The 15850-nt window shown below is 72.1% G+C and carries 20 protein-coding genes; all 20 read right to left on the bottom strand.

Features of this window, described 5'->3' with window-relative positions:
* Positions 1 to 102: 102 nt before the first annotated feature.
* Positions 103 to 1113, bottom strand: a complete 1011-nt coding sequence (locus tag ACWEPF_RS17555) for a lysophospholipid acyltransferase family protein (protein ID WP_449797773.1) — start codon at positions 1111 to 1113, stop codon at positions 103 to 105.
* Between the two features lie 7 nt (positions 1114 to 1120).
* Positions 1121 to 2152: an NAD-dependent epimerase/dehydratase family protein gene (locus ACWEPF_RS17550; RefSeq protein WP_452173253.1), complete on the bottom strand. Its 1032-nt coding sequence runs from the start codon at positions 2150 to 2152 to the stop codon at positions 1121 to 1123.
* Between the two features lie 125 nt (positions 2153 to 2277).
* Positions 2278 to 2376: a 30S ribosomal protein bS22 gene (locus ACWEPF_RS17545; RefSeq protein WP_003948845.1), complete on the bottom strand. Its 99-nt coding sequence runs from the start codon at positions 2374 to 2376 to the stop codon at positions 2278 to 2280.
* 131 nt (positions 2377 to 2507) lie between these two features.
* Positions 2508 to 2717 (bottom strand): helix-turn-helix domain-containing protein, encoded by a 210-nt coding sequence (locus tag ACWEPF_RS17540; protein WP_057231645.1) that lies wholly within the window; start codon positions 2715 to 2717, stop codon positions 2508 to 2510.
* 118 nt (positions 2718 to 2835) lie between these two features.
* Positions 2836 to 3663 carry a phosphatase gene (locus tag ACWEPF_RS17535; RefSeq protein WP_452173252.1) on the bottom strand — a complete coding sequence of 276 codons (828 nt, stop codon included), beginning with the start codon at positions 3661 to 3663 and terminating at the stop codon, positions 2836 to 2838.
* The gene (locus tag ACWEPF_RS17530; RefSeq protein WP_452173251.1) at positions 3660 to 4859 is read right to left on the bottom strand and encodes an acetoin utilization protein AcuC; all 1200 of its coding nucleotides are present in this window, start codon (positions 4857 to 4859) and stop codon (positions 3660 to 3662) included. Before ACWEPF_RS17530 ends, ACWEPF_RS17535 begins: the two co-directional genes overlap by 4 nt.
* Positions 4860 to 4869: 10 nt before the next feature.
* Entirely contained in the window at positions 4870 to 6075 is a 1206-nt protein-coding gene (locus ACWEPF_RS17525) for an MFS transporter (protein WP_452173250.1), read from the bottom strand.
* Positions 6076 to 6196: 121 nt separating this feature from the next.
* Positions 6197 to 7021 carry a peptidoglycan recognition protein family protein gene (locus ACWEPF_RS17520; RefSeq protein WP_452173249.1) on the bottom strand — a complete coding sequence of 275 codons (825 nt, stop codon included), beginning with the start codon at positions 7019 to 7021 and terminating at the stop codon, positions 6197 to 6199.
* A 27-nt stretch (positions 7022 to 7048) separates the two neighbouring features.
* Positions 7049 to 7390, bottom strand: coding sequence for a hypothetical protein (locus tag ACWEPF_RS17515; protein ID WP_449797777.1), 342 nt, complete (start codon positions 7388 to 7390; stop codon positions 7049 to 7051).
* A complete protein-coding gene (locus tag ACWEPF_RS17510) occupies positions 7387 to 7626 on the bottom strand; it encodes a hypothetical protein (protein WP_452173248.1) in 240 nt (79 codons plus the stop codon). The genes ACWEPF_RS17515 and ACWEPF_RS17510 overlap by 4 nt, the downstream gene beginning before the upstream one ends.
* A gap of 81 nt (positions 7627 to 7707) precedes the next feature.
* The gene (locus ACWEPF_RS17505; RefSeq protein WP_452173247.1) at positions 7708 to 8379 is read right to left on the bottom strand and encodes a hypothetical protein; all 672 of its coding nucleotides are present in this window, start codon (positions 8377 to 8379) and stop codon (positions 7708 to 7710) included.
* Positions 8380 to 8416: 37 nt separating this feature from the next.
* The gene (locus ACWEPF_RS17500) at positions 8417 to 8665 is read right to left on the bottom strand and encodes a hypothetical protein (RefSeq protein ID WP_452173246.1); all 249 of its coding nucleotides are present in this window, start codon (positions 8663 to 8665) and stop codon (positions 8417 to 8419) included.
* Positions 8666 to 8697: 32 nt separating this feature from the next.
* A complete protein-coding gene (locus tag ACWEPF_RS17495) occupies positions 8698 to 11064 on the bottom strand; it encodes a hypothetical protein (protein WP_452173245.1) in 2367 nt (788 codons plus the stop codon).
* A 7-nt stretch (positions 11065 to 11071) separates the two neighbouring features.
* The gene (locus tag ACWEPF_RS17490) at positions 11072 to 11899 is read right to left on the bottom strand and encodes a hypothetical protein (RefSeq protein WP_452173244.1); all 828 of its coding nucleotides are present in this window, start codon (positions 11897 to 11899) and stop codon (positions 11072 to 11074) included.
* Between the two features lie 50 nt (positions 11900 to 11949).
* Entirely contained in the window at positions 11950 to 13101 is a 1152-nt protein-coding gene (locus ACWEPF_RS17485; protein ID WP_449797780.1) for a phage tail protein, read from the bottom strand.
* A 17-nt stretch (positions 13102 to 13118) separates the two neighbouring features.
* Complete coding sequence (locus tag ACWEPF_RS17480; RefSeq protein ID WP_452173243.1) at positions 13119 to 13919, bottom strand: hypothetical protein; 801 nt, start codon at positions 13917 to 13919, stop codon at positions 13119 to 13121.
* Between the two features lie 15 nt (positions 13920 to 13934).
* Positions 13935 to 14282 carry a hypothetical protein gene (locus tag ACWEPF_RS17475; protein ID WP_345289247.1) on the bottom strand — a complete coding sequence of 116 codons (348 nt, stop codon included), beginning with the start codon at positions 14280 to 14282 and terminating at the stop codon, positions 13935 to 13937.
* Positions 14283 to 14347: 65 nt separating this feature from the next.
* A complete protein-coding gene (locus ACWEPF_RS17470) occupies positions 14348 to 14638 on the bottom strand; it encodes a hypothetical protein (RefSeq protein WP_452173242.1) in 291 nt (96 codons plus the stop codon).
* An 85-nt stretch (positions 14639 to 14723) separates the two neighbouring features.
* Complete coding sequence (locus ACWEPF_RS17465) at positions 14724 to 15299, bottom strand: phage tail tube protein (protein WP_345289244.1); 576 nt, start codon at positions 15297 to 15299, stop codon at positions 14724 to 14726.
* Between the two features lie 119 nt (positions 15300 to 15418).
* Complete coding sequence (locus ACWEPF_RS17460) at positions 15419 to 15826, bottom strand: hypothetical protein (protein ID WP_449797782.1); 408 nt, start codon at positions 15824 to 15826, stop codon at positions 15419 to 15421.
* Positions 15827 to 15850: the final 24 nt, after the last annotated feature.

Raw genomic sequence — 15850 nt, 5'->3', positions numbered from 1 at the left:
GGCGCCGAGGAGGGAGTCCATGCGGAGCATCGGCGACTGACGAGAAGCCGGCGAGGTGCGTGCCCCGGCGGCGCGGACCCGGCCCCATCAAGGAGGCGGCCCCTAAAAGAAGACCGAGCGGCGCTGCACCAGCAGCTTGTACAGGGTGTGCTGGATGGTCTCCCGCACCTGGTCGGTGAGGTCGAAGACCAGCATCGGGTCCTCCGCCGCCTCCGGCGGGTGCCCGTCGGTGGCGATCGGCTCGCCGAACTGGATGGTCCACTTGGTCGGCAGCGGGATCGCGCCCAGCGGCCCCAGCCAGGGGAAGGTCGGGGTGATCGGCAGGTACGGCAGGCCGAGCGCCCGGGCCAGCGTCCGGGCGTTGCCGATCATCGGGTAGGTCTCCTCCGCCCCGACGATCGAGCAGGGCACGATCGGCACCCCGGCCCGCAGCGCCGAGGCCACGAAGCCGCCCCGGCCGAAGCGCTGCAGCTTGTACCGCTCGCTGAACGGCTTGCCGATCCCCTTGAAGCCCTCCGGCCAGACCCCGACCACCTCGCCGCGCTCCAGCAGGGCCTGGGCGTCCTCCGCACAGGCCAGGGTGTGCCCGGCCTTGCGGGCCAGCTCGCCGACCACCGGCAGCACGAAGACCAGGTCGGCCGCCAGCATCCGCAGGTGACGCCGGTCCGGGTGGTGGTCGTGGATGACGATCTGGGTCATCAGCGCGTCCAGCGGGATCGTCCCGGAGTGGTTGGCGACGATCAGCGCCCCGCCCTCGGCCGGGATGTTCTCGATCCCCCGGACCTCGATCCGGAAGTACTTCTCCGCCAGCGGGCGGAGCATCGAGAGCAGCACCTCCTCGGTGAGCTCCCGGTCGAAGCCGAACTCGTCCACCTCGTAGTCCCCGGTGACCCGGCGGCGCAGGAAGGCCAGCCCGTCGGCGGCCCGCTGCTCCCAGCCCTTGCCCAGCGCCCGGGTGGCGGCGGCGCCGATCGGCCCGGCCAGCGCACCGCCGACGGCGTCCGCGATCCGGTCGGCCAGCGCGGGGGCCGGCTCCTCCGGCTGCCAGCTGGGCGCGGACTCGATCGGGATCACCTTGGCCCCGTCGGGCACGGGCTCGTTGGCACTGGACATCGCGTCCTCAGCTCCTGGTCGGGGTCTGACGGGTCAGCAGCTCCGCCAGCCGGTCGGTGGCGGCGGCCAGCCGGCCGGGCGGCAGCAGCCCGACGGTCTGCGCGGCCGCGAAGTCGGCGAAGGCGTCCGGGGTGGAGCGGCCGGGCTCCCAGCCGAAGGTCTCCCGGAGCTGACCGGTGCTCACCACCCGGCCGTGGCTGAGCAGCTGGATCTGCTCCGGCGAGATGTCGGCCAGGCCGGTCCAGCGGGCCGCCCCGGCGGCCAGCCCGAGCGCGGGCCCGAGCAGCGGCACGGTCGGCCGGCCGAGCCGGCGGGCGCACTGGGAGAGCAGCAGCACGCCCTCCCCCGCGACGTTGTAGGTGCCCGGGCGGGCCCGCTCGGTGGCGGCCCGGTGCAGGATGTCCACCGCGTCGTCCTCGTGCACGAACTGGAGGCGCGGGTCCCGGCCGAGCACGGTGGGCAGCACCGGCAGCGCGAAGTAGTCGCTCAGCGGGGTGTCCCCGGCCGGGCCGACGATGTTGGCGAAGCGCAGCACGGTGACGGCCACGTCGGCGCGGCGCCGGGCGAAGCCGCGGACGTAGCCCTCGACCTCGGTGGCGTCCTTGCCGAAGCCGTCCCGGGGCAGCGCCCTGGGCAGCGTCCGCTCGCCGAAGACGGCCGGGTCGCGCGGGGCGGAGCCGTAGACGGCGGTGGTGGACTTGACGACCAGTCGGCGCAGGCCCGGGGCCTTCTGGCAGGCACCGAGCAGCTGCATGGTGCCGATGACGTTGTTCTCCTTGGCCGCCGCGCGGCTGCCGGTGCCGGCGCTGACGTCCAGGTGCACCACGGTGTCCACGGCGTGCTCGGCCAGCACCCGGGCCACCGCCGGGCGGCGCAGTTCGGCCCGTACGTACTCGACCCCGTCGGCGGCCATCCCGCCCCAGGGCTCCCCGCTGTCCAGCCCGACCACCCGGTCGATCCCGGGCCGGGCGGCCAGCCGGGCCGCGAACCTCGCACCGAGGTGCCGGGCCACGCCGGTGACCAGCACGGTCTTCCCCACGCCTGCCGCCCCTCTCGAACGCCCTCTCTGCCGCACCGTACCGGAAAAAGGCGACCGCCCGCCCAGGCCGGAGCCGGGACGGGCGGTCTTCACACCCAGGCGCGCCAGGGCGCGACCGTGGGGTGTTACTTCTTGTTGCGACGCTGCACGCGAGTGCGCTTCAGAAGCTTGCGGTGCTTCTTCTTGGCCATACGCTTGCGACGCTTCTTGATGACAGAGCCCACGGAACTACCCTCGCTCACTGAGACTCTCGTCCGTGAGAGACGGAGTCCATACGACTGACGGAGGGCCTAGCCTACCGTCCACGCCGGATAAGCCGTAATCCTGCCCCGCCGAGGCGGGAACAGGGCGGCGATCAGGCGCTTTCCAGTCGTACGTAGGACTCCCTCAGGTACTCGTGGACGGCCTGTTCGGGGACCCGGAAGGAGCGGCCCACCCGGATCGCGGGCAGCTCTCCGCTGTGCACGAGGCGGTACACCGTCATCTTCGAGACCCGCATGACCGAGGCGACCTCGGCCACCGTCAGGAAGACGACCTCCTGCAAAGGGCGTTCTCCGGAACTCATGGACTTCACCCGACCCTTGTCCCGTGTGCAAGGCACCGGCTTCCCCTCCGGTGACTCCACCGACACACGTGTATCCCCAGAGTAGTTAAGGGTGGTACCAGTGGGAAGGGGGAGGAACTCACTCCGAGTACGGTGCGAGGTCCGCCCGTTGCAGTACGTAGTCACTCAGCGCTCTGTAGCAGTCGGGCTGCGCTCCGTCGTCCACCGGGACGGCCACCGCGACGGTGCCCTCGGCCTCGGCGGCGAACGGCGCGACGTCGTTGCAGTCGGCGATCCCGCCCGCCGGGATGCCCAGCCGGCCGGCGCCGCAGAGCCAGCCGTGGTCGCCCAGCACCAGGTCGGGCAGCGGTTCGCCGGACTCGGCGAGCGCGGTCAGGGCCAGCCGGACCGGCAGCGGGGAGTGGGTGTGCAGCAGCTCGCCGGTGCTCCCCGCCGTGCTCTCCGCGGAACGGACCACCAGGACCGGGCCGAGGGCGTCCAGGCGGCAGTGCCGCGTACCGGAGGGAGTGGGCTCGCGGAAGCGCGCGCCCAGCGCGGGCGTGCGCAGGGTGCAGCCGGCCCGCTCCAGCGCGCGGGCCAGCGCGGTGTGGAAGGCCGTCAGCTTGGCCGGGTGCCCGGTGCCCGCCAGCACCGTGCCGCGGCGGCGGGCGGTGGCCGCCAGCAGCGCGGCCAGCCGGTCCAGCGCGGCCACCGTCCTGGCCGGGTCGATGACGTCCGGGCCCTCGGTGTAGGCCGGCTCCGGCCGCACGCCGACCTTCGCCACCATCAACCCGAGCACGGCCTCCTCGTCCCAGCGCCGCTCCGGGTCCAGGCCCATCAGCGCCTTGGGGTCGGCCTGGGCGAACAGGCGGTAGTGGCGCAGGTTGTTCTGACGGCTCGTCGGGATCTCGGGGCCCGCCAGCCGGTGCCGCAGCAGGTGCGCGACCAGCTCCTCCCGCCCCGTCACGGCAGCAGTCCGTGGTGCGGGAAGACGGCACGGCGGGCGGCCAGGACCGCCTGGTCGAGGCGGTCGCCGGGGTCGTAGCCGTCGTCGAAGTCGCGCCAGTCGAGGCGGGCGCCGTCGGTCATCCGGGCCGGGCCGGGCCGGCCGGTGAGCTTCAGGGCCTGCTCGCGCCAGGCGGGCGGCACCTCGGTGGCCGGGTCCAGGGGGTGGCCGGTGGCGGTGGCGACCAGGTGGGTCCAGGCGGCGGGGACCACGTCGACCACCGCGTACCCGCCGCCGCCGAGGGCCAGCCAGCGGCCGTCCGCGTACCGGTGGGCCAGGTCGTGCACCGCACCGGCCACCAGCCGCTGGGCGTCCAGGCTGACCGCGAGGTGGGCCAGCGGGTCCTCCAGGTGGGTGTCCGCGCCGTGCTGACTGACGATCACCTGCGGGCGGAAGGCGCCCAGCAGCTCGGGCACGAAGGCGTGGAAGGCGCGCAGCCAGCCCGCGTCGCCCGTACCGGCCGGGAGCGGCAGGTTCGCGGCGGTGCCGGGGGCGTTCGGCCCGCCGGTCTCGGTGGACCAGCCGGTCTGCGGGAAGAGGGTGGCCGGGCTCTCGTGCAGGGAGACGGTGAGCACCCGGGGGTCGTCCCAGAAGGCCTGCTGGACGCCGTCGCCGTGGTGCACGTCCACGTCGAGGTAGGCGACCCGCTCGGCGCCGAGCTCCAGCAGCCGGGCCACCGCCAGCGCGGGGTCGTTGTAGACGCAGAAGCCCGCCGCCCGGTCGGGCATCGCGTGGTGCAGGCCGCCGGCGAAGTTGACGGCATGCCGGGCCGCTCCGCGCCAGACGCTCTCGGCCCCCGCCACCGACTGGCCGGCGATCAGCGCGGAGGCAGTGTGCTGGGCGGCGAACGCCCAGTTGTCGTCGGTGCCCAGGCCGTGCGCCGGGTCGCTGCGGTCCGGCTCGGCGGCGATCCGGCGGACGGCGTCCAGGTACTCGGCGGTGTGCACCAGCCGCAGGGTGGACTCCCCGGCCGGCGGCGCCGCACGGACCGTCACCCCCGGTGCGGTGTCCAGCCCGAGGGCCTCCACCAGCCGCATGGTGAGCGCCAGCCTGGTCGGGTCCATCGGGTGGCCGGGGCCGAAGTCGTAGGCGGTGACGCCCTCGTCCCAGTACAGGTGGAGGCCGCAGCTGTCCGCGGGCCCGGGCCGTGCGTTCATGGGCCTTACGTTATCGGGCGGGCGCGGCCTCCGGGGCCACCGGCTCGGCGGCGGGCGCGGTGAAGAAACGGCTCATCGGGGCCACCGCCAGCACCAGGACCAGCGGCGCGAGCAGCGCCAGGCGGAACGAGCCCGCCCCGGCGAGCGCGCCGACCAGTGGCGAACCGACGAGGAATCCCACGTAGTTGAACAGGTTGAGCCGGGCCACCGCGGCGTCCGCGTGCTCGGGGAACCTCCTGCCCCCCGCCGCGAAGACCTGCGGGATGATCGCGCAGATGCCGAAACCCAGCACGGTGAAGGCGGCGATCCCGGCCCACTGCCCCGGTGCGGCGGCCGCCAGGGCGAAGCCCAGCGCGGAGAGCACCGCTCCCGCCCGGACCACCGCGACCGCACCCCAGCGCTCCACCGCGCGGTCGCCCAGCGTGCGGCCGAGCAGCATCGCCACCATGTAGCCGAGGTAGCTGAGCTTGGCCAGGTCGGCCGGACTGCCGAGCACGTCGGTCAGGTACTTGACGCTGTAGTTGGAGACGGAGGCGTCCGCGATGTAGGCGAAGGCCATCACCGCGCAGAGCGGCAGCAGCGGGCGCCAGGGGATCCGGGAGGCGGCGGCCGCGGCCGCCTCCCGTACGGCGTCGCCGAGTTCGGCCCGGCCGGGGAAGCGGGTGCCGGTCAGCAGCGCGAGCGGGACGAGCACGGCGGCGGCGCCGCCGAACAGGACGGCGAGCGAGGTGTCGTAGTGCGCGCCGAGGCCGGCGATCACCGCGCCGAGGATGCCGCCGAGGCTGAACGCGGCATGGAAGCCGATCATGATGCTCCGGCCGTAGCGGCGCTGCAGTCCGACCCCGAGCATGTTCATACTGGCGTCCAGCGCACCGACCAGTAGGCCGAACAAGCCTAGGGCGATGGCGAGTTGCCACAGCTCGCGGCCGATCCCGACCGCCGCCAGACTCAGGCAGACGGCCGGCTGCACCAGACGCAGCACCACCTTCGCACTGGTCCGCCCGACCACCGCCTCCGAGGCCACCGAGCCCACCCCGGCCAGCACCGGCACCGCCGCCAGGAAGACCGGCAGCAGCGCGTCGCTCAGCCCGTACCGCTCCTGGATCTCCGGTATGCAGGTGACCAGCAGCGCGAAGGTCGTCCCCTGCAACAGGAAACTCCCCGCCACCGCCGCCCGGGCCCGCCGCAGCCGCCCGTCCACCAGCTGCTCCGCCATCGCCGACCTCGCTGCCCCCGGCTACCGGCCGGTACGTGGATGTTGAGGCGTGAGCGTAGGCGGTGGAACGTGTTTGCGGGAGGGGTCGGGACGTAACGTTCCGGCCCCTCCCGACGGCACGTCAGCTGACCGGCGCGTTCCAGGCGGCCGACCAGGTGGCCGGTCCGACCACCCCGTCGGCCTGCAGCCCCTTCTCGGCCTGGAAGCCGCGGGCCACGGCGGCGGAGGCCGGGCCGTACCAGCCGTCCACGTCGATCCTCCAGCCGCGGTCGCGCATCCGCTGCTGCCAGACCCGGACGGCCTCGGAGTGCAGCATCGGCGAGCGCAGGCTCAGGTACTCCCCCGGCCAGGCCGGGCCCTGGGGCTGCTGCTGCTGCTCCTGCTGGTCCCGGTGCTCCTGCGCGGGCGGCTGCTGCTCGGGCTTGCCCGACGGGCGGGGGGCGCCCTGGCGGACCCAGGCGTAGAGCGGTTCGCCGGGGCAGCTGGTGGCGTAGCCGTCGCGGTGACCGCGGATCTCGGGCCCGGCGCCGCCGTCGCGCCGCAGCCACTCGATCGCGTCGCGCAGACCGTTCAGCATCGCCTCGGTCGGCTCGGTCAGCCCGGAGTCGCCGAGCATCGCGCAGACCGCGTAGTGGCCGCGGTTGAGCGCGCCGTTGCCGTTGGCCGCCGTCTGGTGGTGAGCGCCGCGCCCCTCGAAGACCGAGCCGTGCGGGCAGACCACGGCACTGTAGGCGATGTCGACGTAGCCCTCGGCGTGGTTGGCGAGGTGGCTGGCCTGGATGGCGCGGACCCGGGCGGCGCAGCGGGAGTGCTGGGCGGCGTCGGCGAGGTCGGCGGGGACGGCGGTCCCCTCGTAGTGGATCTTGACGCCCTGGGTCGCCCCAACGGTGCGGAGGTCGGTCCTGGGCTGGGCTGCGCCCCACTGGGCGCGCGGCACGAACTGCATGTCAGTCCCCCTTGCCTGATGGTGAGTTCAGTTGTCCGCATCGGGTGCGATGCGCAGGGTGCGGCGGTCGACGCGGTCGATGGCGTCGCGCATCGACGAACCGCTGTTGGGGCGCAGCTCGTGCTCGACGGCGGTGAGTCGTTCCTCGATGCCGCAGAGCCGGGCCATCACGCCCTCTCGGCCGGGGACGCCGGGGCGGGGTTCGGTACCCTGCCAGTCTTCACTGAACTCCTCGACCCTATGCGCGATCTGGCGGACGACCCGGCCGAGCCGCCAGAGCATGCCGGTGGCGGCGGCGACCGCGGCCAGCGCACCGCACCAGACGACGAGGGTGTCCAGCGAGTCCATCCCCGTGGAGCCGGGGTTCACTCGCCCTGCTCGGTGGACTCCCCGTCGGGGGCGCGGTGCAGCCAGGAGGGCAGCAGTGCCTCGACGCCCGGCAGGGCCATCAGCCGGGTGAGGGCGGTGGAGACGCTGACGGCGACGGCGAGGCCGGGGAGGGTGGCGGGCAGGGTGCCGCTGTCGGCCAGCAGGGGGAGGGCGGCGAGCAGGCCGAGCAGGGTCTGCAGGGTGGTGCGCAGGGCGCGGCGGGTGGAGTCGGTCATGGGGTGCCTCCTGGCGGGAAACGGGGAGAGCCCTGCCCCGGCCGGGGTGCGGCCGGGGCAGGGCTCGGTGGTGACGACGAGTCAGAAGACGCGCAGGGCACGGGTGATGGTGCCGACGCTCACCGTGGTGAGCGTGGCGCCGGAGTTCTGCGCGACCTGCACCTCGTAGTAGTCGGTGGTCCCGTTGAAGTAGGTCATGCCGGTGGCGCAGAGCGTGGTGAAGTAGCCGGCCACCGGGACGGCACCGTGGGCGACCTGGCCGAAGTTCTGGTTGGCGTCGCCGTTCTTGATCAGGTTGACCACCCGGCCGCCGGAGGTGTTCACGCTGAACGCGACCTGGGCGGTGACCAGGTAGTGCCCGGCGACCTTGGGGGTGTAGCGGGTGAGCTGGGCGGGGTCGACGCCGCCGTGGCTGTCGGTGATCGGGCTGGCGGCCCAGGTCAGGTAGAGGATGGCGTTGTTGGGCAGCGACTGGTCCGCGCTCTGCCTGGTGATCAGGCGCGGCGGGTTGAGGGTGTGGTCCTGCACCCAGCCGGTGCCGTTGTAGACGGTGTAGTAGCCGGGCGACTTGATCCAGGCGATCATGCCGGCCACCGGCTGGACCACGGCGGTGTCGCGGGCGGTGGCGGTGTCGAAGCGCATCACCATCCGGGAGTCGGCAGCCTGGGTCAGCGCCTGGAGGTGCAGCGGGATGTCGGCGATGTCGCTGGGCTCCGGGTAGGGGAGCTGGTTCATCGGGGTCTGCTTGGTCACGAGTCCACCTCTGGTTCGTCGTACGGGAGTTGACGGGCTACGCGGCGGGCTCGGCGGGCTCGGCGGGCTCGGCCGGCGGCTGCGGGAACTCGATCGTGACGGAGGCCCCGGTCGGCAGGCTGACCTGCTGCCCGGCGCCCGCCAGCGGGTCGTCGACCGGGATCCGGCCGGGGGCGCGGGTGGACAGCCAGTCGGCCAGCTGCCGGGCGACCTCGGCGGCCAGCGTGCGCAGCTGGTCGGCGTCGAGCCGGACGGTGTCGGCGGTCTGCGGGGTGGTGTCGGTCATCTCTGGCTCCTCGGAAGGGGGTTGGCGGACCCTCAGCGGGTCCAGAGGTCCTTGTAGCTGCGGCCCGCCTGGGTGATGTGGGCGTAGGACGGGTACCGCTCGGTCACCTGCTTGAACGGCTGCCTGGTCCAGGCCTCGGGGTCGACCGGCGGGTCCGGGGTGAGGCCGACGTCCAGTTCGCCGCTCGGCCAGGAGGTGCCGCGCAGGGTGAGGGTCTGCCGGATGGCGCCGTCCGAGCCGGCCTCGACGGAGATGCCGATGACCCAGGCCAGGGTGTCGAGGTAGGCGCCGGAGGTGTCCACCAGCTGTACCACGTCGCCGAGTTGGAGCCTCGGGTCGTAGAGCACCTCGACTCCGCCGAACACCGGGATGGGGTAGCGGCCGGACATCTCCAGCGCCTTGGCCAGCGAGATCGCGGTGTCGTAGTCCTGCACCCAGTCGGTGTCCTCCGCGGTGAACTCCTGGAAGCCGTAGCGGGCCTGGCTCTCGGAGTTCTGGACGATCGCCGTGCGCTTCACCGGCTCGGTCTTCGGCATCGGCATGACCAGCCGGACCGAGCCCGAGCCGTCCTTGTTGACGGTGTAGAGCGGCTCGGCGGCCATGTTCCGGAAGCGGACGTAGAGGGTGCCGCCGTCCCGGCGGACGGAGGTCTCCACCCGGCCCTTCTGCGCCTTCTGGTTGGCCGCGTTGACCAGCGAGAAGCGGACGGCGGAGTCCTCGGAGACGACCTGGTCGCAGTCGACCAGCGGCGGCCAGATGTCCGGCTCCTCGACCGCCTTCTCGTAGGCGATCTCCAGCACGCCGTTGCCCGGGACGGTGCGGACCAGGGCCCCGTCGTGCATCACCTCGCTCTTCTGGGTCTCCACCTTGGACCAGTCCTGGTAGGGCTGGACGCAGTAGTTGCGGCAGGCGTCGATCTCCTCGGAGACCGTCAGGGCGGCGATGTCCCGCAGGGTGGTCAGCGTGCGCTGCGCCCTGGTCGGCGCGCTGAGGAACCGGGTGTGGTTGCGCCAGCGGAAGACCCCCGTCTCGTCGAACTCGGCGGTGGAAAGCGCCGCCTTGGCGATCTGGGTGATGACGTCCCACTGGCTCCCCGAGACCGTCGGGACGCTGTAGAGCGGCAGGGTGACCTCGTCGAGGGTGGCCCCCTTCTTCCAGTCCTGCTTGAAGCCGGCGGGCTGGAAGGTGAAGACCGTCCCCGCGCCGGCGGTCACCTGGACGCACTCGGCGGCCACGTCGGTGACCAGGTCGACCCGGTACAGCTCGGACTCCCACTGCATGGCGTCCGGAGCGTTCAACTCCATCATCTGCCCGGCCAGTTGGGTGCCGTCGGGGGCGATCAGGTGCGGGATCAGCTGGAACGCCTTGGCGTACCGCTGCAGGGTGGAGTCGTAGCGCTGCTGGGTCAGCGAGGAGATGCCGTCCCAGAGCATGCCCAGCTGCCAGTTGCCCTTCTGCTGGGTGAGCGCGGGGAAGGACCAGCTGTACCCCTGGCCGGCTCCGCCCTCACGGCCCGACCAGGCGGTCACCGTACCGGCGTTGAAGTCCACCGCGAAGCGGAGCAGGCCGAAGCCCCAGCCCGCGTCGTCGGTGGCGAGGTCGATCTGCACCTTGGCGCGCTCGCCGGCTCCGACCATGTTGTTCACGGTGACCTCGGCCAGGACGGTCCGGCCGGGGATCCTGGTACGGCTGCGCGGCATCCAACTGACCGTCAGGTTGGTCTTCTTGGGGACCAGGGCCATCTCGTACGGCGCCGCCGTCCGGGACCAGCCGTAGTCGGTGGCCGCCGGGATCTGGTACGGGATGCCGTAGGTCGGGGTGAGACCGCCGTGCAGCGAGGCGTAGAACGCGGTGTGCTGGTCGTTGGAGACGTTCGGGTAGCGCGGCGGCGGGCAGGTGTGCACCCCGCCCTGGCGCAGCAGCTCGTCCACGCACCAGGTGGCGCTGGCGATCGGCTGCTTGCCGAGGAACCCGGCGTAGGGCTTGGGCAGATGGGCCGGGCCGCGCAGCCGCTCGGCCCCGTCCAGCGCCGTCACCTGCACCGAGTCGCCGCCGGAGGCGGCGGAGCGGCTGCGCACCGTCCCGCGGAACACCGGCACCGAGCCGGTGTTCTCCAGGCCGACGGTCTGCACCACCGACTGGCGCGGACGGACAGTGTCGGCGGTGGCCCGGGGGGCCCACGGCGAGTACAGCGCGGGGCCGTTGCCGGCCGCGCTGCCGCCCAGCTGGAGGTCCAGCTGGGCGGACGAGCTGCCGGCGAAGGCCCGCATGGCGGAGGGCAGGTCGGTGTTGTAGGCGCGGTCGACCTTCCAGCCCTGGATCTGCGGGCTGAGGTCGGTGCCGCCGAGGCGGGTGGTGCTGCGGTAGGCGCGCTCGCCGGCGGCGAGCGCGTCGATCATGGTGGGGTCATCCGTTTGCACCGGCCACCTCCAGCAGGTCGATCGAGACGTTGCGGTAGCGGAGCTGTGCCGTCGGCACGTCGCTGTAGCCGGTGATCGCCATGGGCGGGCAGCCGTCGCCGGGCAGGGCCTCGTCCGGCCAGTCGCCGCCGATGGTGTAGCAGGCGTTGGCCAGCGAGTAGGTGCCGACCGCACCCGGCTTGGCGACCGCCGTGACGAAGGCGGCGTCCGGCGGTACCACGGCCGTGACCTGACGGCCCGTCACCACCGCGCTGTTCAGGTACGTGCCGGCGGCGGACTTGAAGTCCAGCTGGGCCACGCACGTGTCGGTCGGGAAGGCGGTCGGGACGCGGAACGACACCGTCCAGCCCGGCACCACCGGCAGGCCGCCGGCCCAGTACGGGCTGCGCCAGGCCACCGCGCTCTCCGCGGCCTGCGCCTGGAATCCGAACTGCCCCTTGACCGTGGTCGATTCGACCACCGCGCCGGGCTGGCCGGAGACGAACCAGGCCCGTCCGGTGCTGCCCGTCCGGTCCCGTCCGGCCGCCTGGGCGGGCTCCAGCAGGTTCACCGAGGCCGGGTCCATCACCGCGAGCGGCCCCGGTCCGTCGGCCCGCCGGGCCAGCCGGTCCAGGTAGGTGGCGGTGTCCCGGTCCAGCCCCTCCCAGCTCAGCTTCAGGCGGCGGACGGGCTTCGGGGTGTACACCACCGTCGCCCGCCCGCCGAGCGCCCGGAACTCGGTCACCCCCAGGTCGGCGCTGCGGTCCCAACTCTTCGCGGCCTGGTCGATCTCCCGGAGCGCTCCGGGCCGGCCGATCCACAGGTTGTGCGGCATGCGGCACAACTCCTCTCTTCAGGTGTCGGGTTCTGGCTGCTGCCGGTCGGCTACCGGCGCACGAGCTGGCGCTGACCGTCCATCGCGGCGCGGGCGATGGTCTGCGCGTCGACCTGGACCAGGACCGGCCGCAGCGCCATCGCCTCGACGGCGGCGGCCAGGCGGTGCAGCGCGGGCGCCGAGGCCCCGCCGGAGCTGAGCATCTTGTCCAGCCGGTCCAGCGGGATGACCGCCTCGTGCTGGCCGCCCTCGCCGATCAGCGCGAGCGTGCCGGAGGCGGAGGGCGCGATGATGCCGCCGTTGGCCAGCATCGGAATCGTGGGGATGTGGACCCCGAACCCCTTGCCGCCGATCCCCGGCACCCAGTCCGGAATCTCGATCTTGATCCCGTTGATCGCGTTGATCGCCCGGTTGACCAGCCCGATCACCGCGTTCAGCGGTGTCTTCACCGCCCCGAGCACCCCGTTGAACGCGGACTCCGCGATCCCCGACAGCGCCCCCCAGGCGCTGCTGAGCGCGTCCTTGACGGTGTTGAACGCACCGGTGGTGGCGCTCTTGATCCAGTCCAGCACGCCGGAGATCGCGCTGCGGATGCCGTTCCACGCACCCGTCACCACGCTCAGGACCACGTCCAGCACGGTGGTGATCACGGTCTTGTAGGCGTTGAAGTACCACTTGATCGCGGTCCAGATCCAGTCCACGACGGTGGCGATGGCGGACTGGATGCTGCCCCAGACCTTGGTGATGATCTCGCCGGTCTGCTTCATGACCGGGCCGATCGCCTTCATCACCGTGTCGATGACGTTGCCGATCACCTTGAAGGCGGTGTCCATGATCTTCTGCATGGTCTTGGACTGCATCGCCATGTCGACGATCTTGGCGATCAGCGGCGCGAGCAGCATCAGCAGCAGGCCGATGATGTTGCCCTTCATCGCCGTGTTGAGGCCCTTGAACCCGGTGGTCGCCGCCCCCAGGCCGGTCTTCATCTTCCCGAACATCCCGCCGGTGGTCCCGGCGGCCTTTCCGGTGCCGCCCACGGCCTTCTCGGCCTGGGCGGCGGAGTTCTTCAACTTGCCGACGGCACCGTCGGCGTCCCGCGCCGAGCTCCGGAGCCGGTCGACCCTGGAGGCCGTCGTTCCGAGCGAGGAGGCGAACTTCGACAGGCTTCCCGTGGCCCCGATGAGGGAGGACTTGAGACTCATCACTTCTCCGTTCGTGGTCAGCCCACGGCTGCGGCCAGGCTCCTGAGCTTCTGCTCCAGGCGGCCGGCCCTGGTTTCGATGTCCCTGAAGTACTTGTCCGCCGCGGTCTTCTGCTCCTTCGCCCGCTTCTCCGCCTTGTTGATCTTGTCCGTGATCTTGGTGACCTTCTCGGCCTCCTTGGCGAGCTTGCCGAGGCGGCCCTCGTCCTTCTGCGCCTGCTTGACCAGCTTCTTGAGGTCGTCGGACTCGCGCTGCGCCTTGTCGTGCAGGCGCTGGAACTCCTTCATGTCACGCTGGGCGGTCTTGAGGTCGTCATCACTGCCCGAGGTCCGGTAAGCCCGGGACGAGGCGTTCTTCTTGATCCGCGCGGCCTCGAGCTGTTCCTTGGTCGTGCCGTGGGCGGAGAGCTTGTTCTCGATGAGCCGCAGGCGGCGTACGATCTCGCCGTTCTTCTCCTTGAGGGCCGCCTGCGCCTTCTCGGTGTTCTTCGCGCGCTGCTTGTCCTTGTCGGCCCCCCACTGCTTCAGCGGACGGCCGCGCCAGTAGATCCCCTTCTCGTCCACCTTCAGGAAGGTGTAGTCGGCCTTGATCGCCGTCAGGCCGAAGGCGAGCAGGGTGACGTCGGCCTTCATCGCGGTGAGACTGCCGGCCAGGCCGTTGAGGTCACCCTTGATGTAGGTGATGCTGCTCGCGAGCCCGGTCAGGATGTGCTTCTGGACCTTGGCATCGGCCTTGTAGACCGTCCATTCGTCGGCGAGGCCGTTGACCTTGTCCTTGAGCAGGTGATCCGCAAGGTCGGAGCCGGGTACGTTGGCCATGGATTTCCTCCGGTCCTATCCGAAGAACGAGCGGAGCTCGACGGCGCTCGGGAGTACCGGCCGCGGCTCCTCGTCCCAGTCCTCGTCCGCCGGGCTGCCGTCCTCGTCCTCCTGGCCCGGGCGGACGACCGGCTCCGGGGGGTCGAGGGGGTCGGCTTCCTCGTCGCGGTTGATGGTGGCGAACATCCAGTTGGCGACGGCGAGGTGGTCGACCACGTTGGCCAGCAGGTAGTCGGTGGTGGACCAGTCGGCGGCTTCGCCGTGGAGTTCGCGGGTGAGGGCACTGTCGCGCGGGAGGTGCTTGATCAGCACCGAGAGCCGGCGGGCGGAGAGCCGGTCGCGGTGCCAGTCGAGGAGGTCCACGCCGTAGTGCCGGAGCAGGTCGGCTTCGAGGGCCTCGGCGTGTTCGTCGACGAACGCGCCGAGGCTCAGGATTCCCCCAGGCCGAGCCCGGTCTCCTTGCCGTAGGCCTCCAGGATCGCGCCGACGTCCTGCATGGTGACGTCGTGGCGGTCGAAGCGCTCGAACTGGGCGTCGCCGAGCAGGAGTCGGAGCAGGCCGTCGACGTCGTTGTCGTCCAGCGCGGCGAGCTTGCGGGCGATCCCGCGCGCGAGCTCGGTGGGGAGTTCGAAGACCTCGCCGTCGAGGTCGAAGGTCCAGGTGCGGCCGAGCGCTTCGAGGCGCTGGGCGCGGGCGGCGTTGACGGAGAAGCTGGCCATGTCGGGCTCCTGACTGGTGAGTTGGGGAGAGCGGGCAGGGCCCGGCGGATGGTCCGCCGGGCCCTGCTCAGGGGGTGACGAGGGATCAGACGGCCGAGTAGGCCGGGTCCTTCATCAGGATGGTCGCCAGCGGCTTGGTGTCGTCCACCGACAGGGCGGTGAAGGTGACGCCGAGCTTGATGGCAGCGGTGCGGGTCAGGCCGAGCTCCTCGGTGTCGGTCACCTGGCCGCGCGGGACGACGAAGCGGTAGGTGATCGCCGAGCCGTCGGTGAACTCGATGCCGAGGGCCTTCTCGTTCGCCTTCGGGGCCGGGGACAGGTCGTACTTGTAGATGCCCGAGCCGGCCGCGGTCTCCGCGGTGGCGTCGCCACCGAGGAAGAAGGGCAGGGTGTCCTCGTTCAGCTGCAGCAGCTGGAACTTCAGGGTGAGGTCACGGTCGCCGTAGATCAGCCGGGCGGTGCTGGAGGACTGCCAGGTCTTGACCGGGTCGATCTTGTCCTTCTTGGCGAACTTGATGCCGTCGGTGGTCGTGTAGCCGAGGTCCTTCCACGCGGCCGCCCAGGCGGCGGAGGTGTCGGCCGGGGCGGCGGTGCCGACCGGGGCGACCAGGATGCGGCCGGTGCCGGCGACGCGGATCTCGGAAGCGTTGGTGCCTGCCATGGTGATCTCCTCGGGAGAAGGTGGTGCCGGGTGGTCCGTACTCGCGGTCGCGGGTACGGGAAAGGCCCCTCGCAGTGGTGCGAGGGGCCCGATCGTGGGGAGCCCGCCGGGGCGGCGGCTCAGAGTGGACGGAGCGTCAACTGCACCGTGTTCCGGTACCTGTTGGCACTCGTCCGGTTGTAGTCGGGCAGCCAGCGGGGGCCGTCCGTCTCCTGGAAGTCGACGACCAGGGCGCCGCCGTAGACGGTGCCGCGCAGCTGGAAGACGGCCGCCCGGGCCAGCTGCATCAGGGCGTGCGCGGCGGTCTTGGTCGGCCCGTAGACCTCGAGGTCCACGAGCGGGAGGTCCAGGTGCTGGTCGTCGATCCAGGCCCCGCCGGTGCGGGAGACCAGGACGACCGCCTGCGTCCCGTCGAAGCCGGCGGGCGGCTTGTTGTCGACGGTGGCGGCGGCCAGTTCGGTGCGGTTGCGCAGGCTGTCGACGATCAGGCGTTCGACGTCGGGCAGGGCCAGCAGCGGAGTGGCCATGGTTCTGCTCCCTTCTGACGGGGG

The organism is Kitasatospora sp. NPDC004289 (genome assembly GCF_053602875.1).
This window is presented reverse-complemented; position numbering and strand designations above follow the sequence as displayed.